Raw genomic sequence first — 16,429 nt, 5'->3', positions numbered from 1 at the left:
GAAGTCCGCAGCATGGCGCGCCCGGCGTGCCCGGTTTCAGATTTTCCAGATTTCCCGATCCAGATTTCCGACTCCAGATTTCCAGATCCGATTCTCCATTCCCGATTCCCGCGCATGAAAACTTCCCAAATCCGCTCCGCCTTTCTCGAGTTCTTCCGCTCGAAGGGGCACACCATCGTGCCGTCGAGTTCGCTCGTGCCGTCGAACGATCCGACCCTGCTGTTCACGAACTCCGGCATGGTGCAGTTCAAGAACGTGTTCCTCGGCAGCGAGAAGCTGAAGTTCGTGCGCGCGGCCGACGTGCAGCGCTGCCTGCGCGCCGGCGGCAAGCACAACGACCTCGATTCGGTCGGCTACACCGCGCGTCACCACACGTTCTTCGAGATGCTCGGCAACTGGTCGTTCGGCGACTACTTCAAGCGCGAGGCGATCGCCTGGGCGTGGGAATTCCTGACCGGCGTGCTGAAGCTGGAGAAGGACCGCCTGTGGGTCACCGTCTACCACACCGATGACGAGGCCTACGCGATCTGGAACGAGGAGATCGGCGTTCCGGCCGCGCGCATCGTGCGCATCGGCGACAACAAGGGCGCGCCGTTCGCCTCGGACAATTTCTGGCAGATGGCTGACACCGGCCCGTGCGGGCCGTGCACGGAGATCTTCTACGACCACGGCGCGGACATCGCCGGCGGCCCTCCGGGTTCGCCGGACGAGGACGGCGACCGCTACATCGAGATCTGGAATCTCGTCTTCATGCAGTTCGACCGCGCCGCCGACGGCACGCTGACGCCGCTGCCGGCGCCGTGCGTGGACACCGGCATGGGTCTGGAACGTCTCGCCGCCGTGCTGCAGCACGTGCATTCCAACTACGAGATCGACCTGTTCCAGCGCCTGATCGGCGAAGCCGCGCGCCTGACCCATACCGGCGACCTGGAGAACAAGTCGCTGCGCGTGATTGCCGACCACATCCGCGCCTGCGCGTTCCTGATCGTCGACGGCGTGCTGCCGTCGAACGAGGGCCGCGGCTACGTGCTGCGCCGGATCATCCGACGCGCGCTGCGCCACGGCTGGATGCTCGGGCAGAAGCGCCCCTTCTTCCACGCGATGGTGCCGGTGCTGGTCGAGGTCATGGGCGATGCGTATGTGGAGCTGACGGAAAAGCGCGAACTCGTCGAAAGCGCGTTGCGCAAGGAAGAGGAGCGCTTCGGCGAGACGCTCGAAAACGGCATGCGGCTGCTCGAATCCGCACTCAAGGAAGACACGCAATACGTGGGCACGGCGTCGTCGTCCTCGCGGGTGGTTCCCGGCAAGATCGCGTTCACGCTTTACGACACCTACGGCTTCCCGGTCGACCTGACCGCCGACATCGCGCGCGAACGCGGCTGGACGGTGGACATGGCCGGATTCGAGGCCGAAATGGGGCAGCAGCGCGAGCGCGCCCGCTCGGCCAGCCAGTTCGACAGCAAGGCGACGCTGCCGGCGGAGCTGGCCAGCGCCCTGCCGCCGACGAATTTCCTCGGCTACGAAATGCTCGACGCGGACGGCGTCGAAGTGCTCGCGATCGTGCGCGACGGGCGCGCGGCGCCGGCGCTGGACGACGGCGACGAGGCGATCGTGATCCTCGACCGTACGCCGTTCTACGCCGAGTCCGGCGGCCAGGTCGGCGACACCGGCGTCCTGACGTCGGCGGACGGGCGCTTCGAGGTCGCCGACACGGTCAAGCTCGGCGGGGTGTTCCATGCCCACGTCGGACGCTGGCGCGGCGGGGCGCTGCGCGCCGGCGCGCGCGTGGACGCCCGCGTCGACGGTGCGCGCCGGCAGGCGACCGTGCTGAATCACTCGGCCACCCATCTCCTGCACGCCGCGCTGCGCAAGGAACTGGGCACGCACGTGCAGCAGAAGGGTTCGCTGGTGGCCCCGGACCGCCTGCGCTTCGACTTCTCGCACTTCCAGCCGCTCGGCGCCGACGAGCTGCGCCGGATCGAGGATCTGGTCAACGCCGAGGTGCGGCGCAATTCCGAGGCGCAGGTGCGCGAGATGGCCTACCAGGACGCGCTCGATTTCGGCGCGCTCGCGCTGTTCGGCGAGAAGTACGGCGATGAAGTGCGCGTGCTGCGCATGGGCGAGTTCTCCACCGAGCTGTGCGGCGGCACGCACGTCGGCCGCACCGGCGACATCGGCCTGTTCAAGATCCTCGGCGAGAGCGGCGTCGCCGCCGGCGTGCGCCGCATCGAGGCGGTGACCGGCGCGGCCGCGATCGCCCACGTCGCCGAGGAAGAGGCGCGGCTGGACGAGATCGGCTCCCTGCTGTCCGCGCACGGTGCGGAGGTCGTGGACAAACTGCGCCAGCTGTTCGAGCGGCAGAAGAAGCTCGAGCGCGAACTCGAATCGTTCAAGGCCAGGGCGGCGAGTTCGGCGACGCAGGATCTGGCCGCCGCCGCGCGCGAGATCGGCGGCATCCGCGTCGTCGCCGCGCGCGTCGACGGTCTCGATGCGAAGGCCCTGCGCGAAGGCGTCGACGGACTGAAGCAGAAGCTGGCCGACTGCGTCGTCCTGCTCGCCGCCGGCGCCGACGGCAAGGTGGCCCTGGTCGGCGGCGTCCACGGCGCCGCGCTCGGCCGCATCAAGGCCGGCGACGTCGTCGCGCACGTGGCCGCGCTGATCGGCGGCAAGGGCGGCGGACGGCCCGACATGGCGCAGGGCGGAGGCATCGATTCCCCCGCGCTGGACGCCGCGCTGGCGGCCCTGCCGGACTGGGTCGGGCAGCGTCTTTCTTGAATGTAAAGACGAGGTAAGGCCGCAGCGCGCTTCGTTGCGCCTGCGGCAGGCGTTCGCTAGTATCGAACGGTCGAGGCATCGTCGCGGCGCCGTTTTGCGGCGTTAGAACGGCGAGCCGGTTTTGCGACAGGGGGAGCGGCAGCGAGGGAGGCTGCCTGGTCCCCGGAGTTTCCTTCGACGCGCTCGGGTGAGCGGTTGCATGCGCTGAAGGGCTCATCGGACCGACAATCGTGTAAGGAGAGCACCAAAATGCTAATTTTGACTCGCCGCGTCGGCGAGACGCTGATGATCGGCGACGAGGTGACCGTCACCGTGCTCGGGGTCAAGGGAAATCAGGTGCGCATAGGGATCAATGCGCCGAAGGACGTCGCGGTGCACCGCGAGGAAATCTACCAGCGCATCAAGCGCGAGCTGGCGCCCGGCGAAGAGCCGCCGGAGGGCGGCGCGGCGAGCTGAGCTTTACCGCCGGGGACAGGGCCGGTATCCTTCGCGGCCCCGTTGTCCAGCGCGACGCCTTCGGCGTCGCAGTGAAAACCCCGGAGAGATGCCCGAGAGGCCGAAGGGGCTCCCCTGCTAAGGGAGTATAGGGTCAAAAGCTCTATCGAGGGTTCGAATCCCTCTCTCTCCGCCAGTTCCAAACCCCTGCGCAAGCAGGGGTTTTTCGTTTGGACGTCCGGCACGCGCGTACCCGCGGCGCCGACGAGCCCCCGGAACCGGACCGCCGTTGCCCATATACTGTGCGGCCTTCTGCAGCGCACAAGATTTCCGTGACCAGCGAACTTGCGACGATCGTCGATTTCATCCGCTACGGCGCCAGCCGCTTCGGTGCGGCGGGGCTCACCTTCGGCCACAGCTACGACAACGCGCTCGACGAGGCGACCCATCTCGTCCTGCATGCGCTGCACCTGCCGCACGATCTGGCGCCGGCCTACGGGGCGGCCCGGCTCACCGCGGAAGAGAAGCGCGTCGTGCTCGAACTGGTCGAGCGCCGCATCGCCGAGCACAAGCCGGTCGCCTATCTCACCGGCGAAGCCTGGTTCGCCGGGCTCAAGTTCAAGTCCGACACGCGCGCCCTGGTGCCGCGCTCGCCGATCGCCGAGCTGATCCAGGCCGGCTTCTCGCCGTGGCTGGACGAGCGCCCGGTCGACCGCGCGCTGGACCTGTGCACCGGTTCGGGCTGCATCGGCATCGCGATGGCCGCGCACAATCCGGACTGGCAGGTCGACCTGGCCGACATCAGCGACGACGCGCTCGCGCTGGCGCGCGAGAACGTGGAGTTCCAGGACGTCGGCGACCGCGTGCGCGTGATCCGTTCGGACCTGTTCGCCAACCTCGGCGGCGAGCGCTACGACCTGATCGTCAGCAATCCGCCGTACGTGACCGAGCAGGAATACGCCGCATTGCCGCCCGAATACGGCCACGAGCCGGCGCTAGGTTTGCGTGCCGGCGACGACGGACTGGATTTCGCCCTGCGCATCCTCGCCGCGGCGCCGGAGCACCTGAGCGAGGACGGCGTGCTGATCGTCGAGGTCGGCGAGAGCGAGCGCGCCCTGGTCGAGCTGCTGCCGACGGTGCCGTTCAACTGGATCGAGTTCAACGTCGGCCAGATGGGCGTGTTCCTGCTCGACCGGCGCGACCTGGTCGAGCACGCGGAGGCGATTCGCGCGGTGGCTCAGCGGCGCTAGACAGCCCGATCGACGCATTGCGTCGTGCCCGCAAAAAAGCGGGCATCCAGCGAAAAGGGCCAATGGATTGCCGCTTTCGCGGGAATGACGATTTCCCAGATCCCCTGGATCGTCCTTGCCGTGCAGTGGAGATCGTCGAAGACACCCGAGGTGAGACGTGTCCAGCAACGCTTTCGGAAAACTGTTGACCGTCACCACCTTCGGCGAAAGCCACGGGCCGGCGATCGGCTGCGTGATCGACGGCTGCCCGCCGGGGCTGGCGATCGCCGCCGCGGACTTCCGCGCCGACCTCGATCGCCGCGCCACCGGACGCAGCCGCTACACCTCGCAGCGGCACGAAGCCGATGAGGTGGAAATCCTCTCCGGCACGTACGAGGGGCGCACCACCGGCACGCCGATCGCGCTGCTGATCCGCAACGTCGACGCGCGCTCGAAGGACTACGGCAACATCGTCGAGACCTTCCGTCCCGGACACGCCGACTACACCTACTGGCAGAAGTACGGCATCCGCGATCCGCGCGGTGGCGGACGCTCGTCGGCGCGCGAGACGACCATGCGCGTGGCCGCGGCCGTCGTCGCCAAGAAATGGCTGGCCGAAAAACACGGCGTGCGCGTGCGCGGCTACCTCGCGCAGATCGGCGAGTTGGCGCCGCGCGCGTTCGACTGGGACGCGGTCGAAGGCAATCCGTTCTTCTGGCCCGACGCGTCGATGGTCGAGGAGCTGGAGAGCTACGTGAACGCGCTGCGCAAGTCCGGCGATTCGGTCGGCGCGCGCGTGAGCGTGGTCGCCGACGGCGTGCCGCCGGGCTGGGGCGAGCCGATCTACGGCAAGCTCGACGGCGAACTGGCGTCGGCGCTGATGTCGATCAACGCGGTCAAGGGCGTGGAGGTCGGCGACGGCTTCGCCTGCGTCGCGCAGAAGGGCAGCGAGCATCGCGACGAGATCACGCCGCAGGGATTCCTGTCCAACCACGCCGGCGGCATCCTCGGCGGCATCTCGACCGGCCAGCCGATCGTCGCCTCGATCGCGCTGAAGCCGACCTCGAGCATCCTGATCCCGGGCCGCAGCGTGAACCTCGCGGGTGAGCCGGTCGACGTCGTGACCAAGGGGCGCCATGATCCCTGCGTCGGCATCCGTGCCACGCCGATCGCCGAGGCGATGGTCGCGCTGGTGCTGATGGATCAGGCGCTGCGCCATCGCGCGCAGTGCGGCGACGTCGGACCGGTGACGCCGCGCATCGCGGGGAGCGCGCCGCGCGATGATGCATGAAGGCGCCGGTTATCTCCCTCTCCCGCGAGCGGGAGAGGGCCGGGGTGAGAGCAGTCGGAGCGCAGCGCTTGGATTCCCCTCACCCGCGCCTGCGGCGCGACCTCTCCCGCGAGCGGGAGAGGCGGAAGCCGCCTGCGCCTGGAACGGAACATCCCCCATGCACATCGATCGGCATGAGCGATGAGTAGTCCGCATCACCGCCCGCGCGTCTGGGTCTCGCGTCCGCTGTTCGACGACATCCTCGATCGGCTGCGCGAGCACGCCGACGTCGACGTCGAGGACGACGACCGCGACTGGACGCGCGAACAGATGGCGCAGAGGCTGCGCGACAAGGCCGGCGCGATCCTCGGTGTCGCCGATCCGGTCGACGCGAGCGTGCTCGCGCACGCGCCGCTGCTGCGCGCGGTCGCCAATCGCGGAGTCGGCTACAACAACCTCGACCTCGCCGCCTTGAGCGCGGCCGGCGTCGTCGCGACGAACACGCCCGGCGTGCTCGACGAGACCACCGCGGATTTCGCCTGGGCGCTGATGCTGGCCACGGCGCGGCGCGTGACCGAGGCCGAACGCTACCTGCGCGCCGGCCAATGGAAGGGCATGTCCTTCCACATCCTGCTCGGCGGCGACGTGCACGGCCGCACGCTCGGCATCCTCGGCATGGGACGCATCGGCCAGGCGATCGCGCGCCGCGCGGTCGGTTTCCGCATGCCGGTGATCTATCACAATCGTTCGCGCCTGGACGATGCGATCGAGCGGGACTGCGGCGCGCGCTACGTCGATCGCGACACCTTGCTACGCGAGGCGGATTTTCTCGTGCTCACCGTGCCGATGACCGCGCAGACGCGGCACATCGTCGGCACCGCGGAACTGGCCCTGATGAAGCGCGACGCGTTCCTGATCAACATCGCGCGCGGCGGCGTGGTCGACGACGCGGCGCTGGTCGCCGCGCTGGCGCAAGGACGCATCGCCGGCGCGGGACTGGACGTGTTCGAGCGTGAGCCGGCGGTGCCGCCGGAGATGCTCGCGCTCGACAACGTCGTGCTGACGCCGCACATCGCCAGCGCGAGTCTGGCGACGCGGCGGGCGATGGCGGCGATGGCGGTCGACAACCTGATCGCCGCACTCGGCTACGGCCCGAATGCCGGGCATCCGCCCAATGTCCTCAATGCCGATTCGTCATTGGCACGCGGCGGCTGATCGGCGCCATGCTGCAAGGTCCTTTCCTCCCTCCTTCTTCGGCTGAACGATGAACCAGAAGACGAAGTACAACGTGGCGATCGTCGGTGCCACCGGCGCGGTCGGCGAAACCCTGCTGGCGATCCTGAAGGAACGCGATTTCCCGATCGCCGAGCTGGTGCCGCTGGCGAGCGAGCGTTCGGCCGGCGGCAAGGTCGAGTTCGGCCATCGCGAGATCGTCGTGCGCAACCTCGCCGAGCACGATTTCAACGGCATCGACATCGCGTTCTTCTCCGCCGGCGGCAGCGTGTCCAAGGTGCACGCGCCGCGCGCCGCGGCGGCCGGCGCGGTGGTGATCGACAACACCTCCGAGTTCCGCTACCAGGACGACATCCCTCTGGTCGTCGCCGAGGTCAATCCGCACGCGATCGCGCAGTACGTCGCGCGCGGCATCATCGCCAACCCGAACTGCTCGACGATGCAGATGCTGGTCGCGCTGGCGCCGATCCACCGTGCCGTCGGCATCGAGCGCATCAACGTCGCCACGTACCAGTCGGTGTCCGGCGCCGGCCGTTCCGGCGCCGAGGAACTCGGCCGCCAGACCGCGGCCCTGCTCAACTTCCAGGAATTCGAACCGAAGAAATTCCAGGCGCAGATCGCCTTCAACCTGATCCCGCAGATCGACGACTTCCAGCCCAACGGCTACACCAAGGAAGAGATGAAGATGGTCTGGGAGACGCGCAAGATCCTCGAGGACGACTCGATCCAGGTGAACCCGACCGCGGTGCGCGTGCCGGTGTTCTATGGGCATTCCGAGGCCGTGCACATCGAGACGCGCGAGAAGCTCGACGCCGAGGCCGCGCGCAAGCTGCTCGAAGCGGCGCCCGGCGTGGTCGTCGTCGACGAGCGCAGGCCGGGCGGCTATCCGACGCCGGTGTCGCACGCGGCCGGCAAGGACGAGGTCTTCGTCGGCCGGATCCGCGACGACATCTCGCATCCGCGCGGCCTGAACCTCTGGATCGTTTCGGACAACATCCGCAAGGGCGCCGCGCTGAACGCCGTGCAGGTGGCCGAGCGGCTGATCGACGCCTATCTTTGAGGCGTCTTGCCGGGTGCGGAATTTCCGCATCCGGGGCCTTTTGCGGAGCCGGAATGCTGACCCGTTCGCGGATCGCGGCAGGGACAGGTTTCCCAGTCGCCTGTAGAGGTTACGATTGTGTTATAAGCCCGTTTCGAGATAGCCCGATACGGGCCGCCACTGAGTATTTTGGGGGGACGCCTGGATGAAACGACCGTTGCAGCTTCCGCTTGCGATCACGCTCGCGTTGAGCGCGACGAACGCGCTGGCGCTGGGTCTGGGCCCGGTGCACGTCAATTCGAAGTTGAACCAGCCGCTGGACGCGGAGATCCCGGTCCTGCAGGGCACCCAGGGCGAGGCCGAGGGCCTGCTGGCCAGCCTGGCCAGTGCCGAGGACTTCGAGCGCGTCGGGCTCAACCGTTCCCGCCTGACCGTGCCGCTCGATTTCGCCGTGACCAAGAACGCGCGCGGCGAGGTGTTCATCCGCATCACCAGCAAGGAGCCCGTGCGCGACGCCTTCATCGACGTGCTGGTCGAGGCGAACTGGCCGAAAGGGCGCCTGCTGCGCGAATACGCGATCCTGCTCGACCCGCCGGTGAGCGCGCCGGCGACCACGCGCAGCACGGCCGGCGCCAGCGCGGGTTCGCCCGGCAGCGTCACGCTGGTCAAGCGCGAACCGCGCCCGGACCGTCCGGCCGCAGCGGCGGCGCCTGCCGCGCCGCGTGCGCCGAAGCCGGCCGCGGCCGCACCCGAACCGCGCAAGGCGTCCGGCGGCGAATACGGCCCGGTCGAGGCCGGTGAGACGCTGTCGGCCATCGCGCGCACCGAGAGCGCCGGTAGCGGCGTCACGCACAACCAGATGATGCTGGCGCTGCTCAAGCACAATCCGGATGCGTTCTACCGCAACAACATCAACGCGCTCAAGCGCGGCGCGATCCTGCGCATCCCGTCGGCGACGGAAGCCAAGGCGATCGGTTCGGCCAGCGAGGCCGCGGCGCTGGCGCAGTCGCAGATCGAGGACTGGCGCGGTGGCCGCGCCAGCCCGACGCTGGTCGCCGATGCCGGCAGCAAGCCGGCCGCGCCGGCCGCACCCGCCGAGAAGCCGAAGGCGCCGGTGAGTGCGACGGCCTCGACCAAGGCGTCCAGCGAACGTCTCGAGCTGGTGCCGCCGAAGGCCGGCAAGGACAGTCTCGCGATGGCCGACCGCCCCGGCAGCGGTGGCGGCAGTGCGGCGATGGCGGAAATCAAGGCCGAGCTGTCGCGCGCCAAGGAAGCACTGACCGCGCGCGACCAGGAAACCGGCGAGCTGAAGTCGCGCGTACGCGAGCTGGAGGACCTCAAGGGCAAGAACGACCGCCTGATCGGCCTGAAGGATTCGGAAATCGCCGAGCTGCAGCGCAAGCTCAAGGAAATGCAGGACACGACCGCCAAGGGCGGTACGGCCAAGCTGGCGGCGACGGAAGCTTCGGCGACGAAGACGCCGGCCGCGGATGCCGGCAAGAGCGCACCGGACAAGAGCGCGCCGAGCAAGGACGAGATCTGGGGCAATGCCACGGCGTCGGCCGCCAAGCCGGCAGGCGATGCGGCCAAGCCCGATGAAGCGGCCAAGCCGGCGACGGCTGCCACGGCGACTTCCGCGGCGGCGCCGTCGACCACGGCGCCGTCGACCACCGCACCGTCCGCGACCGCGACGCCGTCCGCGGGCACGCCCGCGACGACGACCCCGGCCGCAGCGACGGGCGAAAGCAGCCAGCCGGCACCGACCGCGGCGGCGGCCACGCCCGCCAGCACGGCATCGACGCCGCCGTCGGCCACCACGCCCGCGGCGATGCCGGCCACGCCGCCCGCGACGCCTCCGAAGCCGGCCGCCGCGACGGCGCCGAAGACCGATGCGAAGGCCAGGCCGAAACCGGCCCCGGTCGCGGCACGCGCCTGGTACGACGAGCCCTGGGTGCTGCCGGCCGCGGCCGGCGCCGGCATCCTGGCCCTGCTCGCAGGCCTGTTCGGCCTGCGCAAGCGCAAGCCCGCGCCGGCTCCCGAGCGTGGTTCGATCGCCAGCGCCTTCGGCGACTCGCCGTTGCCGCCGGCGCCCGAGGGCGCTGTGGACGCCGCCTACGACACCGAAGAGGTCAACCTGCGCGAACAGATCGCGCGCGATCCGTCCAACCTCGGATTGCGGCTCGAACTGCTGAGCATCCACTACGCCGAGCGCGCCACCGGCAAATTCGAGGCCGCCGCCGCCGACATGCACGCCTACGTCACCGATCCGCAGCAGCCCGAGTGGCAGGAAGCGGTGGCGATGGGGCAGGAGATGGCTCCGCACAATCCGCTGTTCGCGACGTCGCAGCGCGATTCCGCCGTCGACGATACCGACGACTTCGCGCGCAACGACTTTGCACGCAACGATTTCGCATCGTCCACCCCGGTCGCCGGCTTCGAGCCGCCGGCACGCGCGTTCGACGACTTCGCCAGCGATCTCGAACCGGCTGTCGAGCCGCCCGCGCCGGCGCGCCCGGACTCCACGCTCGGCTTCGGGCTCGACGACCACGCGTCCTTCGAGCATCGCCCGCCGGCCGAGTCCGCGGCGAAGCTCGACGGCGGCTTCGAGTTCGACCTGCCGCCGCTCGACTTCGAGCCGCCGGCCAAGCCCGAACCGGAGCCGGAACCGGTGCAGCTCGAGGACGACTATTTCGCCGGCGAGGACGTGGTCGGCACCAAGCTCGACCTCGCCAAGGCCTACATGGACATGGGCGATCCGGAAGGCGCGCGCTCGATGCTCGACGAAGTCATCGCCGAGGGCAGCGACGCGCAGAAGGCCGAGGCGCAGCGGCTGCTCGTCGAGCTTCGCTGACGGCCGCCGGCGTCGATCGCGAAGCGGGCGGCCGCGCCGCACCGCTTCGCGCGCATCCGCCCGGCGCCGGCGGATGCGCGCGCACGGCGCAGCGGATGCCGTACGATTCCGCGTTCGCTCCCGATTCCTTTCCCGCATGCGCCTCGCCCTCGGCATCGAATACGACGGCACGGACTTCTCCGGCTGGCAGCGCCTGTCGCACGGCCGCAGCGTGCAGGGCGAGGTCGAGGCGGCGCTGTCCTTCGTCGCCGACCATCCCGTCGAGGTCACCTGCGCCGGACGCACCGACGCCGGCGTGCACGCGCGCTGCCAGGTCGTGCATTTCGACACCGACGCGCAGCGCAGCGAGCGCGCCTGGACGCTCGGCACCAATTCGCGCCTCGCGCGCGACGTCGCCGTGCTGTGGACGCGACCGGTCGCCGACGACTTCCACGCGCGCTTCGGCGCGCGCGCGCGGCGCTACCGCTACACGATCCTCAACCGCCCGGTGCGCGCCGCGCTGGCCGCACGCTTCGTCACCTGGGAGCGCGTGCCGCTCGACGTGGACGCGATGCGCGACGCCGCGCAGGCACTGATCGGCGAGAACGATTTCAGCGCATTCCGCACCGCGCAGTGCCAGGCGAACTCGCCGATGCGCGACGTGCGCGAGATCGCGATCGCGCGCCACGGCGACGAGGTCGCGATCGAGATCGAGGCGAACGCGTTCCTGCACCACATGGTGCGCAACATCGTCGGTTCGCTGCTGCCGATCGGCCGCGGTGAGCGACCGGTCGAATGGCTCGGCGAGCTGCTGCGCGGCCGCGACCGCAGCGTCGCCGGTCCGACCGCACCGTCGTCCGGCCTGGCCTTCCTCGCGCCGCGCTATCCGGCGCAGTGGAACCTGCCGGCGGAGGTCACGCTGTGACGACGCGCATCAAGTTCTGCGGCCTCACGCGTATCGAGGACGTGCGCGCGGCGGTCGCACTCGGTGTCGACGCGATCGGCTTCGTGTTCGCGCGCCGCAGCCGGCGCTTCGTCGAGCCGGGTCACGCGGCCGCGCTGCGCGACGCGCTGCCGCCGTTCGTCAGCGCCGTCGCCCTGTTCATGGACGACGAGCCGGACTGGATCGAGCAGGTGATCGGCGCGGTGCGCCCGGACCTGTTGCAGTTCCACGGCGAGGAAACGCCGCCGTTCGCCGCGCGCTTCGCGCGTCCCTACCTGAAGGCCGTTCCGATGGCCTCGGTCGGCGACGCGGCAGCCTACGCCAGGCGCTACGCCGACGCGCGCGGCTTCCTGCTCGACAGTCACGCCAGCGGTGGCGCCGGCGGCAGCGGCACCGTCTTCGACTGGTCGGCCGTGCCGCGGCTGCCGCGGCCGGTCGTGCTCGCCGGCGGGCTCGACGCCGGCAACGTGGCGCAGGCGATCGCGCAGGTGAAGCCCTACGCGGTGGACGTGTCCAGCGGCATCGAGTTGGCGCCAGGCCTGAAGGATGCGGCGAAGATGCGCGCCTTCGTCGAGGCCGTGCGCGCGGCGGACCGCTGAGGCGGCGAGCGGAACCGCGTCCGATTGGGTACGCTATGCGCACTGCGATGAACCTTCCGATCCGCCCGTTCCCGTCGCCGCCGTTCGGCCGCTCGCTGCGCCGCTGGCGCCGCGTGCCCGCCGCCGCGGTGCGATAACCCGCACCGGCGCCTCTTCGCGCGAGCCGGCCTTCGCTCCGGCGCGCCCCTTGGAAAATGCCCGCGGCGGCGCGACGCCGCTGCTCGCGAGGCGAACCGTTCCGGAGAATTCCATGCAGGCAAGAACTTCCGCCGCGCCCGCCGCGGCGATCGACTACAGCCGTTACCCCGATGCGCGCGGGCGCTTCGGCGAGTACGGCGGTTCCTACGTGGCCGAGACGCTGATCGCGCCGCTGGCCGAACTGAGCGCCGCCTACGAGGCCCTGCGCGCCGATCCGGCCTTCGTCGCCGAGTTCGAGCGCGACCTGCGCCACTACGTCGGCCGGCCGTCGCCGATCTACCACGCCCAGCGGTTGTCGACGCGCGTCGGCGGCGCGCAGATCCTGCTCAAGCGCGAGGATCTCAACCACACCGGCGCGCACAAGATCAACAACACGGTCGGCCAGGCGCTGGTGGCACGCCACATGGGCAAGCGCCGCATCATCGCCGAGACCGGCGCCGGCCAGCACGGCGTCGCCACGGCCACGGTCTGCGCGCGCTTCGGCCTCGACTGCGTCGTCTACATGGGCGCGGTCGACATCGAGCGCCAGAAGATCAACGTCTACCGCATGAAGCTGCTCGGCGCGGAAGTGGTGCCGGTCACCTCCGGCTCGAAGACGCTCAAGGACGCGCTCAACGAGGCGATGCGCGACTGGGTCACCAACGTCGCCGACACGTTCTACATCATCGGCACCGTGGCCGGGCCGCATCCGTATCCGCAGATGGTGCGCGACTTCAACAGCGTGGTCGGTCGCGAGGCGCGCGCGCAGATGCTCGAGCAGTACGGACGCCTGCCCGACGTGATCACCGCCTGCGTCGGCGGCGGCTCCAATGCGATCGGCCTGTTCCACGCGTTCCTCGGCGACCGCGACGTGCGCATCGTCGGCGCCGAAGCGGCCGGCGACGGCATCGCCACCGGCCGCCACGCCGCTTCGCTCGCCGCCGGCCGGCCCGGCGTGCTGCACGGCAACCGCACCTACGTGCTGTGCGACGACGACGGCCAGATCACCGAGACGCACTCGGTCTCGGCCGGACTCGACTATCCGGGTGTCGGCCCGGAGCACGCGTTCCTCAAGGACGCGGGCCGCGCCGCCTACGTCGGCGTCACCGACGAGGAAGCGCTCGCGGCGTTCCACGAGCTGGCGCGCACGGAAGGCATCCTCGCCGCGCTCGAGTCCAGCCACGCCGTGGCGCAGGCGATCAAGCTCGCGCGCGAACTGCCGCGCGACGCGCTCGTGCTGTGCAACCTGTCCGGGCGCGGCGACAAGGACGTGCACACGATCGCCGCGCGCGAGGGGATCGTGCTGTGATTGCCCTGTCCGCAAACCATGGGAGACGTCATTGCCGCGAAAGCGGAAATCCCTGTGCCGCTCTTCGAGCCCGGTATTTCATGCGCGTTTCCGCGCGAATCCGCCTCGGCGGGGACTACGCCAAGGCAGTTTCCGCATGAACCGCATCGACCAACGCTTCGCCGAACTGAAAGCCCGGCGCCGCACCGGCCTGATCCCGTTCGTCACCGCCGGCGATCCGCTGCCCGAGGCGACCGTCGCGCTGATGCACGCGCTGGTCGAGGCCGGCGCCGACCTGATCGAGCTCGGCGTGCCGTTTTCCGATCCGATGGCCGACGGGCCGGTGATCCAGCACGCGAGCGAGCGTGCGCTGGCGAAGGGCGTTGGCCTGACGAGGATCTTCGGCTGGGTGCGCGAATTCCGCGCGCGCGACGCGACCACGCCGGTGGTGCTGATGGGCTACCTCAATCCGGTCGAGATCCTCGGCGCATCGCGCTTCGCGCAGGCGGCGGTGGAGGCGGGCGTCGACGGCGCGCTGCTGGTCGACTGCCCGGTCGAGGAGTTCGAAACCGCGGCGCCCCTGCGCGAGGCCGGGCTGCGGCAGATCCTGCTCGCCGCGCCGACCACCACGCAGGCGCGCCTGGAGCGCGTCTGCGGGGCGGCGCAGGGTTTTCTATACTATGTCTCCTTCGCCGGCATCACCGGGGCGGACCGGCTCAGCCGGAACGAGGTCCGGTCGCGCGTCGAGACGATCAAGCAGCGCACGTCGATCCCGGTCGCGGTCGGTTTCGGCGTACGCGACGCGGCCTCGGCCGCGGCGATCGGCCAATACGCGGATGCGGTCGTGATCGGCAGCGCGCTGGTCGAGCGGCTGGCCGTCGCGACGGACGCGAGCGACGCCTGCGGGCGCGCGCGCGATTTCCTGGCCCCGATTCGCGCGGCGCTCGATGCGCCGGCCGGACATGGCGGCTGAACGAAAGGACGGATCCGTTTCCGGGGCGTCGCTGCAGGCGATGCAGCCGCCGATCGATACGGGAGAGGTGTACGACATGAACTGGCTGCAGAAACTCGTCGGACCGCGCACGCGCGCCGCCGGCGCGAGCAAGGGCAAGGTGCCGGAAGGCCTGTGGGAGAAGTGCGACGGCTGCGGCGCGGTGCTGTACCGCCCCGAGCTGGAAGCCGCGCTGATGGTCTGCCCGAAATGCGGCCACCATCACGCGATCCGCGCGCGCGCGCGCCTGGCGGCGTTCTTCGACGCCGGCACCACGCAGGAGCTGTTCGCCGGCCTCGAGCCGACCGATCCGCTGAAGTTCCGCGACACCAAGAAGTACAAGGACCGCCTCGTCGCGGCGCAGAAGCAGACCGGCGAGAAGGACGCGCTGGTCGCGATGCGCGGCACGCTGAAGGGGCAGCCGACGGTGGCGACCGCGTTCGAGTTCGCCTTCATCGGCGGCTCGATGGGCTCGGTCGGCGGCGAGAAATTCACCCGCGCGGCCGAACTCGCCCTGGCCGAGCGCATGCCGCTGGTGTGCTTCTCCGCCAGCGGCGGCATGCGCATGCAGGAAGGCCTGTACTCACTGATGCAGATGGCCAAGACCTCGGCCGCGCTGGCGCGCCTGCGCGACGCCGGCGTGCCGTTCATCAGCGTGCTGACGCATCCGACCACCGGCGGCGTCTCCGCCAGCCTCGGCATGCTCGGCGACCTCAATGTCGCCGAGCCGAAGGCGCTGATCGGCTTCGCCGGACCGCGGGTGATCGAGCAGACCGTGCGCGAGACCCTGCCCGAGGGCTTCCAGCGCTCGGAGTTCCTGCTCGATCACGGCGCGATCGACCTGATCGTCGACCGGCGCGAGATGCGCGACAAGCTTTCCGCCGTGCTGGCCCTGCTGACCAAGCAGGCACGCGCCGCCTAGGCAAGCCGCCGGCTGCCGCCTCGGGCGGGCTCGCCCGCGGGCGAGCCCTGCCGGAACGTTCCGCGCACGCTTCCCGGTCCCAGCGCCGGCTGCCGTCGGTCGCACGCCGGTTTTTCTCGCCGGCAGCCCGGCGGCCCGGCGCCCTCGTGCCTGACGGATTTCGTCCCGTCCGGGCGTCGCCGCCATTCGCCGGCGGAATCGGCCTGAACCGGCGCTCCTTCTTTCCCCTTGTCCGGCAAATCCGCCCCCTGCGACCCCGTGTCGCAGCGGGTGGCTTCGGCCGGAAATCCGTTCAGAAACGGCCAGATTCGTTCAGTCTGTTGTACAGATCACCAAAGTTAACCATTTTTACTTGATCAACATCACAGAAATCTAAGATTCTATTCTTGTGGGTCTCTCCGCCCCGATTCCGGGGGAGTGCTCCACGAGCCGGACGACAGGGGTCATGGCTCAGCACGACAGATCAGGGAAAGCATGAGCTCGAACCAGACGCCGCGAAGCGAGACGAGAAGACCGTCCGCCGCGGCGTCGTCGCATCTCCGCCTCGAGGCCGCCGCAGCGGCTCGCCCGGCCTTCCCGGCCGGGCCTGGGCGATTGCCGGGCCGGGCTTTCCGTCATCCCGGGCCGGCCGGCGATCCCACATCGCCGCCCGGCCCGCACGTTCGATTTCCACAGGGGGAAAAAGCATGAATGTTTCC

12 protein-coding genes and 1 tRNA gene are annotated in these 16,429 nt (G+C 69.9%); all 13 read left to right on the top strand.

The genetic code is table 11. The features are described 5' to 3' along the window. Nucleotides 1-114 precede the first annotated feature (114 nt). The 13 genes from alaS to accD all read left to right on the top strand — a co-directional run bounded on the left by alaS (nt 115) and on the right by accD (nt 15,731). Nucleotides 115-2,775, top strand: coding sequence for an alanine--tRNA ligase (gene alaS, locus ACFO6Q_RS10175; protein WP_380020616.1), 2,661 nt, complete (start codon nt 115-117; stop codon nt 2,773-2,775). Nucleotides 2,776-3,024: 249 nt separating this feature from the next. Continuing rightward, entirely contained in the window at nt 3,025-3,231 is a 207-nt protein-coding gene (csrA, locus tag ACFO6Q_RS10170) for a carbon storage regulator CsrA (RefSeq protein ID WP_380020615.1), read from the top strand. Between the two features lie 82 nt (nt 3,232-3,313). Beyond that, a tRNA-Ser gene (locus ACFO6Q_RS10165) sits at nt 3,314-3,406 on the top strand. Nucleotides 3,407-3,542: 136 nt separating this feature from the next. Next, complete coding sequence (prmB, locus tag ACFO6Q_RS10160) at nt 3,543-4,460, top strand: 50S ribosomal protein L3 N(5)-glutamine methyltransferase (RefSeq protein ID WP_380020614.1); 918 nt, start codon at nt 3,543-3,545, stop codon at nt 4,458-4,460. Between the two features lie 157 nt (nt 4,461-4,617). After that, entirely contained in the window at nt 4,618-5,730 is a 1,113-nt protein-coding gene (gene aroC, locus ACFO6Q_RS10155) for a chorismate synthase (protein ID WP_380020612.1), read from the top strand. Between the two features lie 180 nt (nt 5,731-5,910). After that, complete coding sequence (locus ACFO6Q_RS10150; RefSeq protein ID WP_380020610.1) at nt 5,911-6,924, top strand: 2-hydroxyacid dehydrogenase; 1,014 nt, start codon at nt 5,911-5,913, stop codon at nt 6,922-6,924. Nucleotides 6,925-6,973: 49 nt separating this feature from the next. Continuing rightward, nucleotides 6,974-8,002 (top strand): aspartate-semialdehyde dehydrogenase, encoded by a 1,029-nt coding sequence (locus ACFO6Q_RS10145; RefSeq protein WP_380020609.1) that lies wholly within the window; start codon nt 6,974-6,976, stop codon nt 8,000-8,002. A gap of 184 nt (nt 8,003-8,186) precedes the next feature. Further along, the gene (locus ACFO6Q_RS10140; protein ID WP_380020607.1) at nt 8,187-10,832 is read left to right on the top strand and encodes a motility hub landmark protein FimV; all 2,646 of its coding nucleotides are present in this window, start codon (nt 8,187-8,189) and stop codon (nt 10,830-10,832) included. A gap of 136 nt (nt 10,833-10,968) precedes the next feature. Next, on the top strand, nt 10,969-11,736 hold the full coding sequence (gene truA, locus ACFO6Q_RS10135) for a tRNA pseudouridine(38-40) synthase TruA (protein WP_380020605.1): 768 nt from the start codon (nt 10,969-10,971) through the stop codon (nt 11,734-11,736). After that, a complete protein-coding gene (locus tag ACFO6Q_RS10130; RefSeq protein ID WP_380020603.1) occupies nt 11,733-12,353 on the top strand; it encodes a phosphoribosylanthranilate isomerase in 621 nt (206 codons plus the stop codon). Before truA ends, ACFO6Q_RS10130 begins: the two co-directional genes overlap by 4 nt. 250 nt (nt 12,354-12,603) lie before the next feature. Further along, entirely contained in the window at nt 12,604-13,839 is a 1,236-nt protein-coding gene (trpB, locus tag ACFO6Q_RS10125; protein WP_380020601.1) for a tryptophan synthase subunit beta, read from the top strand. A gap of 136 nt (nt 13,840-13,975) precedes the next feature. Continuing rightward, a complete protein-coding gene (gene trpA, locus ACFO6Q_RS10120) occupies nt 13,976-14,791 on the top strand; it encodes a tryptophan synthase subunit alpha (protein WP_380020599.1) in 816 nt (271 codons plus the stop codon). 76 nt (nt 14,792-14,867) lie between these two features. Further along, on the top strand, nt 14,868-15,731 hold the full coding sequence (accD, locus tag ACFO6Q_RS10115) for an acetyl-CoA carboxylase, carboxyltransferase subunit beta (RefSeq protein WP_380020734.1): 864 nt from the start codon (nt 14,868-14,870) through the stop codon (nt 15,729-15,731). Nucleotides 15,732-16,429: the final 698 nt, after the last annotated feature.

It is taken from the genome of Dokdonella ginsengisoli (assembly GCF_042652785.1).
In the GTDB taxonomy this organism is placed as follows: domain Bacteria; phylum Pseudomonadota; class Gammaproteobacteria; order Xanthomonadales; family Rhodanobacteraceae; genus Dokdonella_A; species Dokdonella_A ginsengisoli.
The sequence above is the reverse complement of the archived record's forward strand: the minus strand, read 5'-3'. Positions and strand labels throughout refer to the sequence as shown.